The sequence below is a fragment of the Geodermatophilus sp. SYSU D00663 genome (assembly GCF_054050655.1).
Genome location: NZ_JBJGZT010000015.1, coordinates 19612 through 35152, shown reverse-complemented (window position 1 = coordinate 35152; position 15541 = coordinate 19612). Strand labels below are relative to the sequence as shown.

At 76.2% G+C, this 15541-nt stretch carries 16 protein-coding genes; 12 read left to right on the top strand and 4 right to left on the bottom strand.

Annotated features, from left to right (window positions below):
- Positions 1-13 precede the first annotated feature (13 nt).
- Together ACI79Z_RS13310 and ACI79Z_RS13305 are read left to right on the top strand one after the other, a co-directional pair.
- Positions 14-241, top strand: coding sequence for a hypothetical protein (locus ACI79Z_RS13310; RefSeq protein ID WP_387991665.1), 228 nt, complete (start codon positions 14-16; stop codon positions 239-241).
- A 291-nt stretch (positions 242-532) separates the two neighbouring features.
- Positions 533-2695, top strand: a complete 2163-nt coding sequence (locus ACI79Z_RS13305) for a glycoside hydrolase family 15 protein (RefSeq protein WP_456902899.1) — start codon at positions 533-535, stop codon at positions 2693-2695.
- Between the two features lie 39 nt (positions 2696-2734).
- On the opposite strand, the gene ACI79Z_RS13300 is transcribed toward ACI79Z_RS13305, so the two are convergent.
- Positions 2735-3202 carry an SRPBCC family protein gene (locus ACI79Z_RS13300; RefSeq protein WP_456902898.1) on the bottom strand — a complete coding sequence of 156 codons (468 nt, stop codon included), beginning with the start codon at positions 3200-3202 and terminating at the stop codon, positions 2735-2737.
- Between the two features lie 196 nt (positions 3203-3398).
- On the opposite strand from ACI79Z_RS13300, the gene ACI79Z_RS13295 reads away from it, so the two are divergent.
- A complete protein-coding gene (locus ACI79Z_RS13295; protein WP_456902897.1) occupies positions 3399-4364 on the top strand; it encodes an oxidoreductase in 966 nt (321 codons plus the stop codon).
- Between the two features lie 58 nt (positions 4365-4422).
- On the top strand, positions 4423-5637 hold the full coding sequence (locus ACI79Z_RS13290; RefSeq protein WP_456902896.1) for a cysteine desulfurase-like protein: 1215 nt from the start codon (positions 4423-4425) through the stop codon (positions 5635-5637).
- Between the two features lie 8 nt (positions 5638-5645).
- On the opposite strand, the gene mftR is transcribed toward ACI79Z_RS13290, so the two are convergent.
- On the bottom strand, positions 5646-6257 hold the full coding sequence (mftR, locus tag ACI79Z_RS13285; RefSeq protein WP_456902895.1) for a mycofactocin system transcriptional regulator: 612 nt from the start codon (positions 6255-6257) through the stop codon (positions 5646-5648).
- Between the two features lie 133 nt (positions 6258-6390).
- Between mftR and mftA the strand changes: the two genes are divergently transcribed.
- The 3 genes from mftA to mftC are packed head-to-tail and all read left to right on the top strand — an operon-like array spanning position 6391 to position 8067.
- Positions 6391-6528: a mycofactocin precursor MftA gene (gene mftA, locus ACI79Z_RS13280; protein ID WP_387991648.1), complete on the top strand. Its 138-nt coding sequence runs from the start codon at positions 6391-6393 to the stop codon at positions 6526-6528.
- A 13-nt stretch (positions 6529-6541) separates the two neighbouring features.
- Entirely contained in the window at positions 6542-6835 is a 294-nt protein-coding gene (gene mftB / locus ACI79Z_RS13275; protein WP_387991645.1) for a mycofactocin biosynthesis chaperone MftB, read from the top strand.
- Entirely contained in the window at positions 6832-8067 is a 1236-nt protein-coding gene (mftC, locus tag ACI79Z_RS13270; RefSeq protein ID WP_387991642.1) for a mycofactocin radical SAM maturase, read from the top strand. Before mftB ends, mftC begins: the two co-directional genes overlap by 4 nt.
- Before the next feature lie 265 nt (positions 8068-8332).
- Here mftC and ACI79Z_RS13265 read toward each other — a convergent pair whose 3' ends face one another.
- The gene (locus ACI79Z_RS13265) at positions 8333-8824 is read right to left on the bottom strand and encodes a pyridoxamine 5'-phosphate oxidase family protein (protein WP_387991639.1); all 492 of its coding nucleotides are present in this window, start codon (positions 8822-8824) and stop codon (positions 8333-8335) included.
- A gap of 90 nt (positions 8825-8914) precedes the next feature.
- Between ACI79Z_RS13265 and ACI79Z_RS13260 the strand changes: the two genes are divergently transcribed.
- The 3 genes from ACI79Z_RS13260 (at position 8915) to ACI79Z_RS13250 (ending at position 12462) form a co-directional block, all read left to right on the top strand.
- Positions 8915-10171, top strand: coding sequence for a multidrug effflux MFS transporter (locus tag ACI79Z_RS13260; RefSeq protein ID WP_456902894.1), 1257 nt, complete (start codon positions 8915-8917; stop codon positions 10169-10171).
- A gap of 38 nt (positions 10172-10209) precedes the next feature.
- Entirely contained in the window at positions 10210-10893 is a 684-nt protein-coding gene (gene mftE / locus ACI79Z_RS13255) for a mycofactocin biosynthesis peptidyl-dipeptidase MftE (RefSeq protein WP_456902893.1), read from the top strand.
- A gap of 66 nt (positions 10894-10959) precedes the next feature.
- On the top strand, positions 10960-12462 hold the full coding sequence (locus ACI79Z_RS13250; protein ID WP_456902892.1) for a purine-cytosine permease family protein: 1503 nt from the start codon (positions 10960-10962) through the stop codon (positions 12460-12462).
- Positions 12463-12467: 5 nt separating this feature from the next.
- Here the strand turns inward: ACI79Z_RS13250 and ACI79Z_RS13245 are convergent, their stop codons facing one another.
- Positions 12468-13481 carry an iron-siderophore ABC transporter substrate-binding protein gene (locus tag ACI79Z_RS13245; RefSeq protein ID WP_456902891.1) on the bottom strand — a complete coding sequence of 338 codons (1014 nt, stop codon included), beginning with the start codon at positions 13479-13481 and terminating at the stop codon, positions 12468-12470.
- Positions 13482-13562: 81 nt separating this feature from the next.
- On the opposite strand from ACI79Z_RS13245, the gene ACI79Z_RS13240 reads away from it, so the two are divergent.
- Positions 13563-14102, top strand: coding sequence for a cysteine hydrolase family protein (locus tag ACI79Z_RS13240; RefSeq protein ID WP_456902890.1), 540 nt, complete (start codon positions 13563-13565; stop codon positions 14100-14102).
- Positions 14099-15532, top strand: coding sequence for a mycofactocin biosynthesis glycosyltransferase MftF (mftF, locus tag ACI79Z_RS13235; RefSeq protein ID WP_456902889.1), 1434 nt, complete (start codon positions 14099-14101; stop codon positions 15530-15532). The genes ACI79Z_RS13240 and mftF overlap by 4 nt, the downstream gene beginning before the upstream one ends.
- Positions 15533-15541 lie beyond the last annotated feature (9 nt).

The window sequence follows — 15541 nt, the reverse complement described above, 5'->3', positions numbered from 1 at the left end:
GTAGCGGGGCGTCATGCAGATCGACAAGGACCAGATCCTCCAGCTGCTGCGTTCCCAGGGCGACGACGCCAAGGCGCAGCAGGCCGACCAGGACCTGCCCGGCCAGGTCGACACCGACCAGCACGCCGGGATCCTGCAGAAGCTCGGGCTGGACCCGGGCGACCTGATCAAGATGATCAGCGGCGGTGGCGGCCAGGGCGGCGGCCTCGGCGGCGCGATCGGCGGGATCCTCGGCCGCTGAGCCGGCCGTGCACTCCCGCGCAGACGCCCCGGGCGTCTCCGCGGGAGTGCGTGCGGTCCGGCCGGTGGTCGTGGCCACCCCGGCTCTCCTACGGTGTGGTGCACACCACACGACGACGGCCGGACGGGGGCCGGTCGTGCCCGGCCGGCCGCGGCACCACGACGGCGGCGCTCCACCGGCCGGCTCCGGGACGGAGGACAGCCGGTGAGCCCGTACGACCTGCCCGACACCCCGCCGCGCCGCAGGCGCCTCCGCGGAGCGGCACGGCCGAGGGGGTCCGGGAGGCGGCCGGTGGTCGGCGGCGCAGTGGTCGCCGGCGTCCTCGTGCTGGGTGTGGTCGTCCCCGCGTCGGCGCAGGCGGCGGACGCGGCGCCCGGGTACCCCGGGGAGGCGGCGACCTGGTCGCCGGGGGACAAGGACGGCTTCGGGACGGCGATCGGCGCCCTCGACAGCACGGTCTGGTACACGCTGAACGACGGCACGCTCAGCGAGGTCTACGCCCCGCGGATCGACACGCCGAGCTCCCGGGACACCCAGTTCGTCGTCACCGACGGCGCCACCTTCGCCGAGCGGGAGGACGAGGCCACCGACTCCGTCGTCGAGCTGGTCGACCCGCGGGCCCTGGTCTACCGCCAGGTCAACACCGCGCAGAGCGGCCGCTACCGGATCACCAAGACCTACACCACCGACCCCGACCGGTCCGCGGTGCTCGTCGACGTCCGCTTCGAGTCCCTGGACGGTCAGCCGTACCAGGTCTACCTGCTCCACGACGTGGGCCTGGGGCTCAACGCCAACGACGACACCGGCCGCTCCGCCGACGGGCGGCTGCTGGCGACCGACGGCGCGCTGAGCAGCGCCGTCACCGTCTCGGGCGGCCTCACCGACACCTCCAGCGGCTACCTCGAGCGCAGCGACGGCTGGTCGGACCTGCGCGACGACTTCGTCCTCGACGACAGGTGGGACACGCCGACCCCCGGCAACGTGGTGCAGATCGGCCGCACCGGCCTCACCGGCACCGGCGGCGGGCAGCGACTCACCCTCACCCTCGGCTTCGGGACGACGGAGGACGACGCCGCGCAGGCCGCCGACCGGGCGCTGGACCGCGGCTTCGACGACGCCCTGGCCGCCTACACCGCAGGCTGGCACGACTACCTCGACGGCCTGGCGCCCGTGCCGGCCAGCGCCGAGCGGTGGCGCACGGAGTACGACGTGTCCGCCATGGTCGTCGCGGCCAGTGAGGACAAGACCTTCCGCGGCGGGTTCATCGCCTCCCCGGGCAAGCCGTGGGCCTGGGCGGACGAGCTGCAGCACTTCCCCGTCTACCACGAGGTCTGGTCCCGCGACCTGTACCAGCACGCGACCGCCCTGATCGCGATGGGCGACGAGGCGGCCGCCGAGCGCGCCCTGGACCACCTGTGGACGGTGCAGCAGCGTCCCGACGGGTCGTTCCCGCAGAACGCGCGCCTCGACGGCGAGGCGGTCTTCGGCGGGCTGCAGATGGACGAGGTCGCCCTGCCGATCGTGCTCGCCTGGCAGCTCGGCCGGACGGGCCCGGAGGACTGGGAGCGGGTGCGGCTCTCGGCGGACTTCCTGGTGGCCGAGGGGCCGGCCACCGAGCAGGAGCGGTGGGAGAACCTGAGCGGGTGGTCGCCGAACACCATCGCGGCCGAGATCGCCGGCCTGGTGACCGCGGCCGAGATCGCCCGCGGCAACGGCGACGACGCCCGCGCCGACACCTACCTGGCCACGGCCGACGGGTGGCGGGCCGGTCTGGCGGAGTGGACGGTGACGACCACCGGCCCGCTGTCGCCCGAGCCGTACTACCTCCGCATCACCGCCGACGGGGACGCCGACGCCGGCACGCAGATCCAGATCGCCGACGGCGGCCCGCTGGTCGACCAGCGGGAGGTGCTCGACCCGAGCTTCCTCGACCTGGTCCGGCTGGGCATCGTGCCGGCCGACGACCCGGTCGTGGTGAACACCCTGCGGCTGATCGACGAGCAGCTGGCCTACGACACGGCCAACGGCCGGTTCTGGCACCGGTCGAGCTTCGACGGGTACGGGGAGAAGGCCGACGGCACCCAGTGGGAGTCGGTGGACCCGGGTTCGCGGGAGACGATCGGCCGTGGTTGGCCGCTGCTCACTGGTGAGCGGGGGGAGTACGAGCTGGCTCTCGGTGGCGACGCCGCCGCGAGTGCCCAGGAGCGGCTGGACACGATGGCCCGCTCGGCCGACGACGCCTCCTCCTTCCTCGCCGAGCAGGTGTGGGACGACCAGCCGCCGTCGGCGGAGGGGACGGAGTTCGTGCCGGGGGAGCCGACGTTCTCCGCGACGCCGCTGTCCTGGAGCCACGCGGGCTTCATCCGGCTGGCGCACGCCGTCGACGCCGGACGTCCCGTGGACACGCCCGACGTCGTGGCCTGCCGGTACGGGACGTCGCTCTGCCCCGACTGACGCGCTCGGTCCGGTGCCCTCCCGCGGGAGGGCACCGGATCAGGCGTGCTCCGCGATCCGCTTGACGGCGGCCAGCGTCGCGGGGATGCCCTCGTGCGCGGCGCGGGTGCGCTGCTCGATCTGGCGCTGCGCGTCCTCGCCGTAGCGCTCCGCGAAGAACTCCTGACCGGCGGGCAGGAACTCCCACGTCTCGGTCAGCCGGGTGCCGCCGTCGACCGGCTCCATCAGGTAGCCCCAGCGGACCAACCGGCCGCCGACGAGCCAGGCGAACTCCCGGCCGCGGTCGGCCGCCACCACCTGGCTGCGGCTCTCCCAGGTGCGCTCCGGGGTGACGTTGCGGCCGGTGAACCAGTCGCCCACCGCGCCCGTCGCGCCCTCGTCCCACCAGCAGGCGGCGCAGACCGGGCTCCACTCGCCGGTGCGGGTCACGTCGCTGACCAGGTCGTAGACCTCCTCCGGGGAGGCGGCGACGACGACCGAGTCCGAGTGCGTCAGCGAGGTGGTCACCCGGGGAGTCTCGCACCGCCCCGACGCGGCGGTCCCCGTGCGCCGGCCTCGCGGTGACACGCCGGCGACACGCCAGTGACACGCTCGGAGCGGTCCACGACACGCCCGATCCCGTTCCACGACCCGTGACGGACGCGCCGGGCGGCGCCCTCGGGCCGTGTCGGCCGGCGTCCGGCCGACCCTAGCTTCGCGGGGCATGAGGACCACCACGACGAGGGCCGGACGGGTCCTCCTCGGAGGCCGGGCGGTGCACCGCGTGGGGTTCGGCGGCATGAAGCTCACCGGGCCACGGATCACCGGCCCCCCGGCCGATCGGGGCAGGGCGCTCGCCGTCCTGCGCCGGGCCGTCGAACGGGGTGTCGACCACGTCGACACCAGCGGCCTCTACGGGCCGCACGTGGTGAACGACCTGATCCGCGAGGCGTTGCACCCCTACCCCGAGGACCTGGTCATCGCCACCAGGGTCGGCGCCCGCCGGACGCCGGACGGCGGCTGGGACGAGGCGCTGACGCCGGGCGAACTGCGCCGGTCGGTGGAGGAGGACCTCGAGCACCTCGGGCTCGACGCGCTGCACGTCGCCAACCTGCGGATGCCGGGCCTCGGGGAACCCGCGGAGCGCCCGCTCGGGGAGCCGCTCGAGGCGCTGGACCGGCTGCGGCAGGAGGGGCTGGTCCGTGAGCTCGGCATCAGCCACGTCACCACCCGGCAGGTCGCCGAGGCCCGCGGCATCGCGCCGCTGGCCTGCGTGCAGAACCACTACAACCTGATCCACCGCACCGACGACGCCCTGGTCGACGACCTGGCCCGGGACGGGATCGCCTACACCGCGCTGGAGGGGGTCTCCTACACGTCGTTCTTCCCGGTGGGGGAGATGGGCCCGGCGCAGGCGGCGGCCCTGGACGCCGTCGCCCGGCGGTTCGGGGTGGCCCCCGTGCAGGTGGCCATCGCGTGGCTGCTGGCCCGTTCCCCGAACGTGCTGGTCGTCCCGAGCGCCACCTCGGTCGACGAGCTGGAGGACCTCCTCGCGGCGGGCGACGTGGCACTCGGCCCCGCGGACGTCGAGGAGCTGGACCGCATCGCGGCGTCGGGAGGACCGCCACCCGGCGGCCCGCCGGTGGGCGGCGCGAGCCGCCCTGTGCGGGGCCGCGCCACGAGCCCGTGAGCGACGGGATCGCCGGTCCCGTCGCGGGAGCGGCGGCCGTGGCGGGCATGCTGCGGGGGTGACCTCAGCCGCGAGCACCGCCTACGACGTCGCCGCCGTCCGCGCGGACTTCCCGGCCCTGCGTGCCGGGGCCGCCCACTTCGACGGGCCGGGCGGCTCGCAGGTGCCGCGCCAGGTCGCGCACGCCGTGGCGGCCACCCTCGGCTCCCCGATCGCCAACCGCGGCCGGCTGACCGAGGCCGAGCGCAACGCCGACGACGTCGTCCTGGCCGCCCGCGCCGCCGTCGCGGACCTGGTGGGCGGGGACCCGGGCGGCGTCGTCTTCGGCCGCTCGATGACCCAGCTGACCTACGACCTCTCCCGCACGCTGGCCGCCTCCTGGGGCCCCGGCGACGAGGTCGTCGTCACCCGCCTGGACCACGACGCCAACGTCCGGCCGTGGGTGCAGGCCGCCGCCGCCCGCGGGGCCACCGTCCGCTGGGCCGACCTGGACCCGGACACCGGCGAGCTGACCGCCGGGGCGCTGCGCGCGGTGCTGTCGGACCGCACCCGCCTGGTCGCGGTCACCGGCGCCTCGAACCTCATCGGCACCCGGCCCGACGTCGCGGCGCTCACCGCGCTGGCCCACGACGCCGGGGCGCTCACCTACGTCGACGGCGTGCACCTCACCGCGCACGCGCCGGTCGACGTCGCCGCGCTCGGCGCCGACCTCTACGCCTGCTCGCCGTACAAGTTCCTCGGCCCGCACCTGGGCTGCGTCACCGCCGCGCCGGCGCTGCTGGAGACGCTGCACCCGGACAAGCTCCTCCCCTCGACCGACGCCGTCCCGGAGCGGTTCGAGCTCGGCACGCTGCCCTACGAGCTGCTGGCCGGGACCACCGCGGCCGTCGACTACCTCGCCGCCCTGGGCGGCCCCGGGGGCGACCGGCGCGCCCGGCTGACCGCCGGGATGGCCGCCGTCGAGGCGCACGAGGACCGGCTGCGCGAGCGGATCGAGGAGGGGATCGCGGAGCTGCCGGGCGTCACGCTGTGGTCCCGCGCCCGGCACCGGACGCCGACCCTGCTGCTCACCTTCGCCGACCGGCCGGCCGCGGAGGTCTCCCGCGCGCTGGCCGAGCGGCGGGTGAACGCCCCGGCGGGGAACTTCTACGCGATCGAGGCGTCCCGGCGGCTGGGGCTCGGCGACGCCGGTGGCCTGCGGGTCGGGCTGGCGCCCTACAGCGACGACGCCGACGTCGACCGCCTGCTCGAGGGTCTGCGCGCCGCGCTCTGACACCTCCCTCAGCGCAGGTCGGGGAAGCCCTCCGCCAGCTGGGCGAACGCCGTGCGCAGCACCTCGGCGAGGGAGCCGTCGCCGCCGGTCAGCCACACCTCGAACGCGGTGGTGGCCGCCGCGCGGGTCGCGGTGGCGACCAGGCGGGGGAGCAGGTCGGCGGGGTCCTGGCCGCGGCGGCGGGCGACGTAGCGCGCCACCGCCTCGTCGACCTCGGCGTAGCGCAGCTGCGAGTGCGCCAGCAGCGCCGGCTCGGTGAGGATCAGCCGCATCCGCTGGCGCAGCACCGGGAGGTCGGCCTCGGCGTAGTCGTTGACCTCGACGTAGGCGCCGAACACGGCGGGCAGCACCGGGACGTCGTCGCCGGCGGCGTCCAGCAGGGCGGCCAGCCGGGACACGTGGCCGGCGAAGTCGCCCCACACGGCGTCGGCCTTGCCGCCCACGTGGCGGAAGAAGGTGCGCCGGCTGGTGCCCGCGGCGGCGGCGATCTCCTCGATGGTCACCTGCTCGAAGCCCTCGGCGGTGAACAGCTCCAGGGCCGCACGCTCGATCCGGGCGCGGGTGCTGCCGAGGCCGTCGCCCACGGCCGGCGGGACGGCGGTGATCGTCGGCGGGCTCACGCGCCCATCCTGTCCCACCCGGCCGCGCCGGTCAGCCCCTCGCCGGCCGGCGGCCCACCCCCTCGCTTGCCGGTGGCACCCGGTGTCTCTAACGTCCCCCGCATCCCGTCCCGCCGTCCTCCGGAGGCTCCGCATGCCCGAGACGACCGCCCAGACCGAGACCCAGGACGTGGCCCAGGCGGCCACTCGCGAGGCGGGAGCCGAGGAGGCGCTGGTCGAGGAGTCCCTCGTCGAGGAGGTCTCCATCGACGGCATGTGCGGCGTCTACTGAGCCGACCGGTCCCGTGATCCCCGCCGCTCCGGCCGCGGACGCCTTCGACCCGGCCCGACCCTGGCGGCGCGCCCGGTCGGTGGCGCTGCGGCCGGAGCCGTTCGGGGCGCTGGTGTACCACTTCGGCAACCGGAAGCTGTCCTTCCTCAAGTCGAAGACGCTGGTCAGCGTGGTGGAGACCCTCGCCGACCACCCCAGCGCCGACGCCGCCCTCGTGGCGTGCGGCGTCCCCGAGGCCCAGCGACCCGCCTACGTGAAGGCGCTGGCCGACCTCGCCCGTTCCCAGATGATCGAGGTGCGCGCATGACCGCCGTCGTCCCCCAGCGGCCCGCAGCGCCGGCCACCCGCCCCACCGGTGGGCGCCTGGTCGACCAGTTCGAGTACGGCCTGGACGCCCCGATCTGCCTGACCTGGGAGCTCACCTACGCCTGCAACCTGGCGTGCGTGCACTGCCTGTCCTCCTCGGGGCGGCGCGACCCCCGGGAGCTCACGACCGCCGAGGCCGAGGCGGTGATCGACGAGCTGCAGCGGATGCAGGTCTTCTACGTCAACGTCGGCGGCGGCGAGCCGACCGTGCGGCCGGACTTCTGGCACCTGCTGGACTACGCCATCGGCCACGACGTCGGGGTCAAGTTCTCCACCAACGGCGTGAAGCTGGACAGGGCACGCGCCGAGCAGCTGGCGGCCACCGACTACGTCGACGTGCAGATCTCCCTCGACGGCGCCACCGCGGAGGTCAACGACCGGGTCCGCGGCACCGGCTCGTTCGCCACCGCCGTGCGCGCGTTGGAGAACCTGGCCGAGGCCGGGATGGAGGACTTCAAGGTCTCCGTCGTCGTGACGCGGGAGAACGTCTCCCAGCTCGACGAGTTCAGGGCGCTCACCGACCGCTACGGCGCCCAGCTGCGGATCACCCGGCTGCGCCCGTCGGGCCGCGGCGCCGACGTCTGGGACCAGCTGCACCCCACCCAGGCCCAGCAGCGCGAGCTCTACGCCTGGCTGCTGGCCAACGGCGACCGGGTGCTCACCGGCGACTCGTTCTTCCACCTGTCCGCCTACGGCGAGGCCCTGCCGGGGCTGAACCTGTGCGGCGCCGGGCGGGTGGTGTGCCTGATCGACCCGGTCGGCGACGTCTACGCCTGCCCGTTCGCCATCCACGAGCAGTTCCTCGCCGGCAACGTCCGGGGCGAGGGCGGCTTCCAGCGGGTCTGGCAGCAGTCCGAGCTGTTCGCCGAGCTGCGCAGCCCGCAGACCGGCGGCGCCTGCACCAGGTGCGCGCACTTCGACGCCTGCCGCGGCGGCTGCATGGCGGCCAAGTTCTTCACCGGCCTGCCGCTGGACGGCCCGGACCCCGAGTGCGTGCAGGGGTACGGCGAGACCGCGCTGGCCGCCCGCGACCTCGACCTGGTCACGCCCAGGAGCCACCTCGACCACTCGCACACCGGCCCGGTCCGCGGCCAGCCCACGCTGCTGGGCATGCCCGCCGTCCCGGCCAAGGCCTGCGACGAGTCCCCGCTGGCCGGGCTGCAACCGGGCTGAGGTCTCAGCGGATCGGGGCGACCCCGGCGGGTCCGGGCCCGTCGGGGAGCAGGCCGGGCGCGAGGTCGGCCAGGGTCATGGTCAGGAACAGGGCGACGAGCAGGGCGAGCGTGAGCACGGGGCACCTCCGGGTGACGTGCCCCCAGGCTGACCGCCGTCCCTGACCGGGCCCGGTGACCTGCCTGGGAGTCCGCTGGGTGCCCCTGGCCCCCTCGCAGGGTCCCGGCCCGCGCGGAGCGTGGGCCGGGGGCGAGGGGGTCCTGCATCAGGGCAGGTCGACGACGTCCTTCTCGCCGGTGTCGGGCCGAGAGCCGGTGGCCTTGGCCTTGACGAAGCTCAGCGCCGTCGCCAGCCGGTTGCCGGGGCTGTCCCAGTACTCGGCGGTGTCGCCGTCGACCTTCACCAGGACGACGGAGGGGTCCTCGGGCCCCTGCGGCAGCCACGCCTCGACGCCGCTGTTCCACAGCTCCTTCTTCTTCGCGACGTCGTCGACGACGCGCGCGGTCCCGGTCAGCGACACCCAGGTGCCGCCCGAGCCGACGCCGACGTTGACCTGCGGCGAGGCCTGGACGTGGCCGAGCCAGGGGGCGTCGTGCTCGGCGAAGAACCAGAGGTCGCCGTCGAACTCGACCTCCTGCAGCGCCATGGGCCGGCTGGTCAGCCGGCCGTCGGGCATGGTCGTGGTGAGGAAGCCGAACCTCTGCCCCTTGATGAGCCCGGCGACCTTGGCGATGGCGTCCTGCGAGTCGGTGGTCATGCCCCTGCCCTTCCCCGGATCGGCCGCGCGACACGGGCGACACCCCGGCGTCCCGGAATGGACCGGCAGCCGGTTGCCTTGCGCAACGTCGTGACGACGATCCAGGACCGGCCGGCGACCGTGCCGGCCACGACCCCCGACCGGCCCGGGACCGCCCGCACCGCGCTCACCCTCGGCGCCTTCGTGGCCCTCGGGCCGCTCACCGTGGACATGTACCTCCCGGCGCTGCCCACCATCGCCGACGACCTGCGGACCAGCTCGGCCACGGTGCAGCTGACCCTCACCGGCACGCTGGTGGGCCTCGCGCTGGGCCAGCTGGTGCTCGGGCCGCTGTCGGACGCCCTGGGCCGCCGCCGTCCGCTGCTGGCCGGGACGGCGCTGCACGTCGTCGCCTCGCTGCTGGTGCTCGTCGCGCCGTCCATCGCGGTGCTCGGCGCGCTGCGCTTCCTGCAGGGCGTGGGGACGGCGGCCGGCGCGGTCATCGCGCTCGCGGTCGTGCGGGACCTGTTCGAGGGGCGGGCCGCGGCCACCATGCTCTCCCGGCTGTTCCTCGTCCTCGGCGCGGCGCCGGTGCTCGCGCCGACGGTGGGCGGGGAGGTCCTCCGGGTCACCTCGTGGCGCGGTGTGTTCCTGCTGCTCGCCGTCTACGGCCTGGCGCTGCTGGCCGTCGGCTGGTTCGCCGTGCGCGAGACGCTGCCGGCCGAGCGGCGGCGCAGCAGCGGCGTCGCCGGGACGCTGCGCGGCTACCGCGAGCTGCTGCGCGACCGGGCCTACGTCGGCCTGGTGCTGGTCGCCGGCCTGACGATGGCCGGGCTGTTCAGCTACGTGTCGGGTTCCTCGTTCGTCTTCCAGGACCAGTTCGGCCTGGACGAGCAGCAGTTCGGCCTGCTCTTCGGTGCCGGCGCGGTCTGGCTGATCGCCGCCACCCAGCTCAACCCGGTGGTGCTGCGCTGGTTCTCCCCGGCGCAGGTGCTCGTGGCCGGCGTCGTCGTCGGCGCGCTCGCGGGCGCGGTGCTGGTCGTGCTCGCGGGCACCGGCACCGGCGGCCTGTGGGCGATCGCGCTGCCGCTGTGGGCGGTGCTGTTCGCCTCCGGCCTGGCGCTGCCCAACGCCCCGGCGCTCGCGCTGGCCCGCCACGGCGAGGCGGCCGGCACCGCGGCGGCGCTCCTCGGCGCGGTGCAGTTCGGCGTCGGCGCGGCGGTGGCGCCGCTGGTCGGCGTGCTCGGCAACGACGCGGTCGCCATGGGCGTCGTCGTCCTGGCCGCGCTGGTCGTGGCGATCGCGGTGCTGCTGCTCGTCGTCCGGCCGTGGCGGCTGCCCGTGGACACCGAGGCCGTCCCCGCCTGACCCGCCCGGCCGCGGGGGGATCTGCCTAGGCTGACCCGGTGCCCGACCTGGCCGGCGCCGCGTGGCCGGAGCTGCCCGAGCGCCCGCTGCTGGTCGTCCCGCTCGGCTCGGTCGAGCAGCACGGGCCCGCCCTGCCGTTCGCCACGGACACGGTCGTGGCCGGGGCGGTGGCGCGCGCTGCGGACCTCGACGGCGTGCTGGCACCCGCCCTGCCCTACGGCGCCAGCGGCGAGCACGAGGGCTTCCCCGGCACCGTCTCCATCGGCACGGAGGCGCTGACCACCCTGCTGGTCGAGTACGGCCGCTCGGCCTGCCGCTGGGCCGGCCGGCTGCTCGTCGTCAACGGGCACGGCGGCAACCTCGACGCGCTGCGCCGGGCCGTGCCGCTGCTGCGCGCCGAGGGCCGCGACGCCGCCTGGTTCCCCTGCGGCGTCCCGGGTGGCGACGCGCACGCCGGGCGCACCGAGACCTCGCTGCTGTTGCACGTGGAACCGGCGTCGGTGCGGTCCGGTGCCCTGGTCGCCGGCGTGACGACCCCGATCGGCGAGCTGCTCCCCCGGCTGCGCGCCGAGGGCGTGCGCGGGGTGAGCCCCACCGGCGTGCTCGGTGACCCGGCCGGCGCCTCGGCGGAGGAGGGTTCCCGCCTGCTGGCCGGCCTGGCGGTCCGCCTCGCGGCGGCGGTGGCCCGCTGGGACGTGGGCGACGACGGGCGGCTGCACTAGTCCCGCGGGCCGCTGTCCCCCCGGCGCGCCAGGATGGCGGGGACACGACACGGGGAGGAGCCGCCGATGACCCAGCAGCCGGCCGTCGACCGGGGCGCGGAGGTGACCGCGGGGCGCGGCGCCGTCGAGACCAACGGCATCAACGTCATCGCCGAGGAGGAGCGCCGCGGCCGCCCGCGCCAGCTGTTCTGGCCGTGGTTCGGCGCCAACGTGAGCGTCCTGGGCCTGGCCTACGGCTCGTTCCTGCTCGGCTTCGGCATCTCCGCCGGGCAGGCGCTGGTCGCCGGGACCGTCGGCATCGTCGTCTCGTTCCTGCTCTGCGGGCTCGTCGCGATCGCCGGCAAGCGCGGCTCGGCACCCACCCTCGTGCTCAGCCGCGCCGCGTTCGGCGTGCACGGCAACCGGGTCCCCGCCGCGCTGTCCTGGGTCCTCACCGTCGGCTGGGAGACGGTGCTGGTCAGCCTGGCCACCCTCGCGACGGCGACGGTGTTCGGGCAGCTGGGGTGGAGCGGCGGGACGGCGACCCAGGTGGTCGCGCTGCTCGTCGTCGCCGCGCTGGTCGTGGCCGGCGGCGTGCTCGGCTTCGACGCGATCATGCGCATGCAGGCCGTCATCACCGTCGTCAGCGGCGTGCTGACCGTCGTCTACGTGGTGCTGGTGGCCGACGACGTCGACTGGTCGGCGGTGACCGCGGTGCCGGGCGGCTCGACGGCGGCCGTCGTCGGCGCGCTCGTGCTGGCGATGACCGGCTACGGCTTCGGCTGGGTGAACGCCGCCGCCGACTACTCGCGCTACCTGCCGCGGATGGCGTCGACCGGCGGCGTCGTGGGCTGGACGACGTTCGGCGGCGCGCTGGCCCCCGTGGTCCTGCTGGGCACCGGCCTGCTGCTGGCCGCCTCGGACCCGGAGCTGTCGGGCGCGATCGGCGCCGACCCGATCGGCGCGCTCGGCGCGATCCTGCCGACCTGGTTCCTCGTGCCGTTCGTCGTCGTCGCGGTGCTCGGCCTGGTCGGCGGCGCGCTGCTGGACATCTACTCGTCGGGGCTGTCGCTGCTGGCCGCCGGCGTGCGGGTGCCCCGCCCGGTCGCCGCCGGCATCGACGGCACGCTCATGGTGCTGGGGGCGATCTGGGTCGTGTTCCTGGCCGACGCCAGCTTCTCGGTCCAGTTCCAGGGCTTCCTCATCACCCTCGGCGTGCCGATCGCCGCCTGGTGCGGGATCTTCCTCGGCGACCTCGCGCTGCGCCGCCGCGACTACGCCGAGCCCGACCTCTACGACGCGCGCGGCCGCTACGGCGCCGTCCCGCCGGTGCCGCTGGTGCTGCTCGCGGTGGGCACCGTGCTCGGCTGGGGGCTGGTCACCAACACCTACGCCGGCTGGCTGGACTGGCAGGGCTACCTGCTCGGCCCGCTCGGGCTCGGCGGCCGCGAGGGCGAATGGGCCTTCGCCAACCTCGGCGTGCTGGCCGCCTTCCTCGTCGGGCTGCTCGGCACCCTCGCGCTGCGCCGGACGGCGGTGCGGACGCAGGAGGCCGCCCCGGCGGCGCCGGGACGGCCTCCTGCGTACTGAGCCGGTCAGCCCTGCAGCGTCTCCGCGAACAGCGGCACCGCGTTCTCGAGGGCGTACCGGGTGCCGAGGACCGAGCCGCTGGAGAAGGCGCTCACCAGCGTCTCGTCCTCGAGCACGACGGCGTTGCCCTGCTGCACCGACGGCAGCGTCTGCCACAGCGGGTTCGAGGTGATCTGCGCCGGGTCGACGAAGATCGGGAAGACGACGGTCAGCGGCGCGTCGAGCAGCGAGACCTGCTCGTCGGAGACCGGGACGAAGAAGCCCTCCGTGGCGAGGTCCTGGATCGCCGGCTTGTTGGCGAAGCCCAGCGCCTCCATGAAGTCGACGCGGGTGTCGCCGCGGACGTAGGCGCCGAAGCCCTCGGAGGTGTACGCGCCGACGGCGACCTCGGTGCCGTCGAACGCCGGGTTGGCCGCGGCGGCGTCGGCGAAGCGCTGCTCGAGGTCGCTCTGCAGCTGCGCGGCCTCGTCGCTCCTCCCGAGCGCCTGCCCGACCAGCTCGAGCTGCTGCTGCCAGGTGGTCACGTACTGCTCGGCGCCCTCGGGGATCCCGACGGTCGGCGCGATCGCGCTGAGGGAGTCGTAGCGCTCCTGGGTGCCGTCGGAGCGGGTGTCGAGGATGAGGTCGGGCTCCAGCGCGGCGATCGCCTCGAGGCTGGGCTCGAGCGTCTCGATGATCTCCGGCGCCTCGTCGTAGAGCCCCTCGGCCCACGGGCCGACGCCCTCCTCGCCGAAGCCGAGCCAGTCGCTCGCGCCGACCGGCTGCACGCCCAGCGCCAGCGCCGTCTCCGCGTCGGACCAGCCGAGGGCCACCACGCGCTGCGGCTCCTCCTCGATCTCGACGTCGCCGAAGGCGGTGCTGACGGTGACGGGGAAGGCGCCGTCGCCGCCGGCCGCGGGGGAGGACGCCGAGGAGTCCGCCGTCGAGCCCCCGTCGTCGGAGCCGCAGGCGGCCAGCGCCGCGGCGGTGGTGAGGGCGGCCGCGGCCAGGGCGGCGCGCCGGGTCAGGGGACGGGACATGGACGGTCTCCTTCGGTCGGTCCGGGTAAGGCTAGCCTGGCCAAACCTGGCCACCGCGCCGCGGGCGGTTAGGGTCCGGCCGTGACGCACCCCTCCGGCTGGCTGGTCGTCGTCGACCCGCAGCGGGTGTTCGCCGACCCCGGCTCCCCGTGGGCGGCGCCCCGCTACGAGGAGGTGCGCCCGCGCATCCGGCGCCTGGTGGCCGCCTTCGGCGACCGCGTCGTCCTCACCCGGTTCGTGGCGCCGCGGGAGCCCGCCGGCGCCTGGGTCGACTACTACGAGCGGTTCCCGTTCGCGCTGCAGCCGCCCGACGCCCCGCTGTGGGACCTGGTCGAGGACCCCGGCCCGGCCCGGGTGCTCACCGCGACCACCTTCGGCAAGTGGGGCCCGGAGCTGGCGGAGGTGGTCGGCGCCGGGCCGATGACCGTGGCCGGTGTGGCCACCGACTGCTGCGTCGTCTCCACGGTGCTGCCCACCGCCGACGCCGGCGTGCCGGTGCGCGTGGTCGCCGACGCCTGCGCCGGCAGCACCGACGACGACCACCGGAAGGCGCTGGACCTCATGGGCCTCTACGCGCCGCTGGTGGAGGTCACCACCACCGACGACGTGCTGGCGGGGTGAGCCTCCCGCCGCCACCGGACGCCCGGCTGCCCGACGGCTGGGCGGTGCGGCTGGCCCCGCGCACCCGCCGGCTGGAGGACGGCGCGGCGCTGCTGGGCGGCTCGCCGCTGCGGCTGCTGCGCCTGGCGCCGCGGGCCCGCGACCTGCTCGCCGGCGACCGCCTCGTCGTCACCGGCCCGGCGTCGGCGGCGCTCGCGGCGCGCCTGCAGGACGCCGGGGTCGCCGTCCCCGAGCCCGCCGGCCCCGCACCCGGCCCGGACGGCGTCACCGTCGTCGTCCCCGTGCGCGACCGCGCCGCCGGCGTCGCCCGCCTGCTGGCCGCCCTGCGCGCCGACCCGGACACCGCCGCCGTGCGCGTGCTCGTCGTCGACGACGGCTCGGCCGACACCGCCGCGACGGCGGCGGCGGCCGCCGCGGGCGGGGCCGAGGTGCTGCGGCACGACCGCTCGCTCGGGCCCGCCGCCGCGCGGAACACCGGGCTGCGCGCCGCGACGACCGACGCCGTCGCCTTCCTCGACTCCGACTGCGTGCCCCGGCCCGGCTGGCTGGCGACGCTGCTCCCCCACCTCGCCGACCCGCGGCTGGCCGTCGTCGCCCCGCGGATCACCGCCCTGCCGGCCGCCGACCCCGGGTGGGTGACCGCCTACGAGACGGCGGTCAGCGCCCTGGACATGGGCCCGGACCCCGGGCCGGCCGCGCCGCTGTCGGGCCTGTCCTACCTGCCCAGCGCGGCGCTGCTGGTCCGGCGGGCGGCGCTGGGGGAGGGGTTCGACGCCGGCATGCGGGTGGCCGAGGACGTCGACCTGGTGTGGCGGCTGGCCGCGGCCGGCTGGCGGGTGCGCTACGAGCCGGCCGCCCGCGTGGACCACGAGCACCCCTCGGCCACCGGGGCGTGGCTGCGCCGGCGGGCGGTCTACGGCACCGGAGCGGCGCCGCTGGCCGCCCGGCACGGCCGCGCCGTCGCGCCGGTGGTCGTGAGCCCGTGGTCGGCCGCCACGCTGGTCCTGGCGCTGGCCGGCGGGCGCCGGGGCCGGGTGCTGGCGGCCGCCGTCCTCGGCGACGCGACGGTGCGCCTGGCGCACCGCGTCGCCGGCCCGGGCCGCCGGCCGACGTACGGCCTGGCCGCGGCGCTGGTGCTGCGCGGCACGGCCGCGGCCGGCCGCACGCTGGCCCGCTCGGCCACCCGGCACCACTGGCCGCTGACCGCCGTCGCGGCGCTGGTCTCCCGCCGCGCGCGGCGGGCCGCGCTGGCCGTCGCCGCCGCCGACGCCGTCCTCGCCTGGTGGCCGCACCGGGCGGAGGTGGACCCGGTGCGCTTCGCCGCCGCCCGCCGGCTGGAGGACCTGGCCTACGGTGCGGGGCTGTGGGCGGGCGCGCTGCGCCGCCGCGACCCGGCCGCGCTGCTCCCGGCGGCGCCGCCCCGTGTCTGAGCTGCGGAC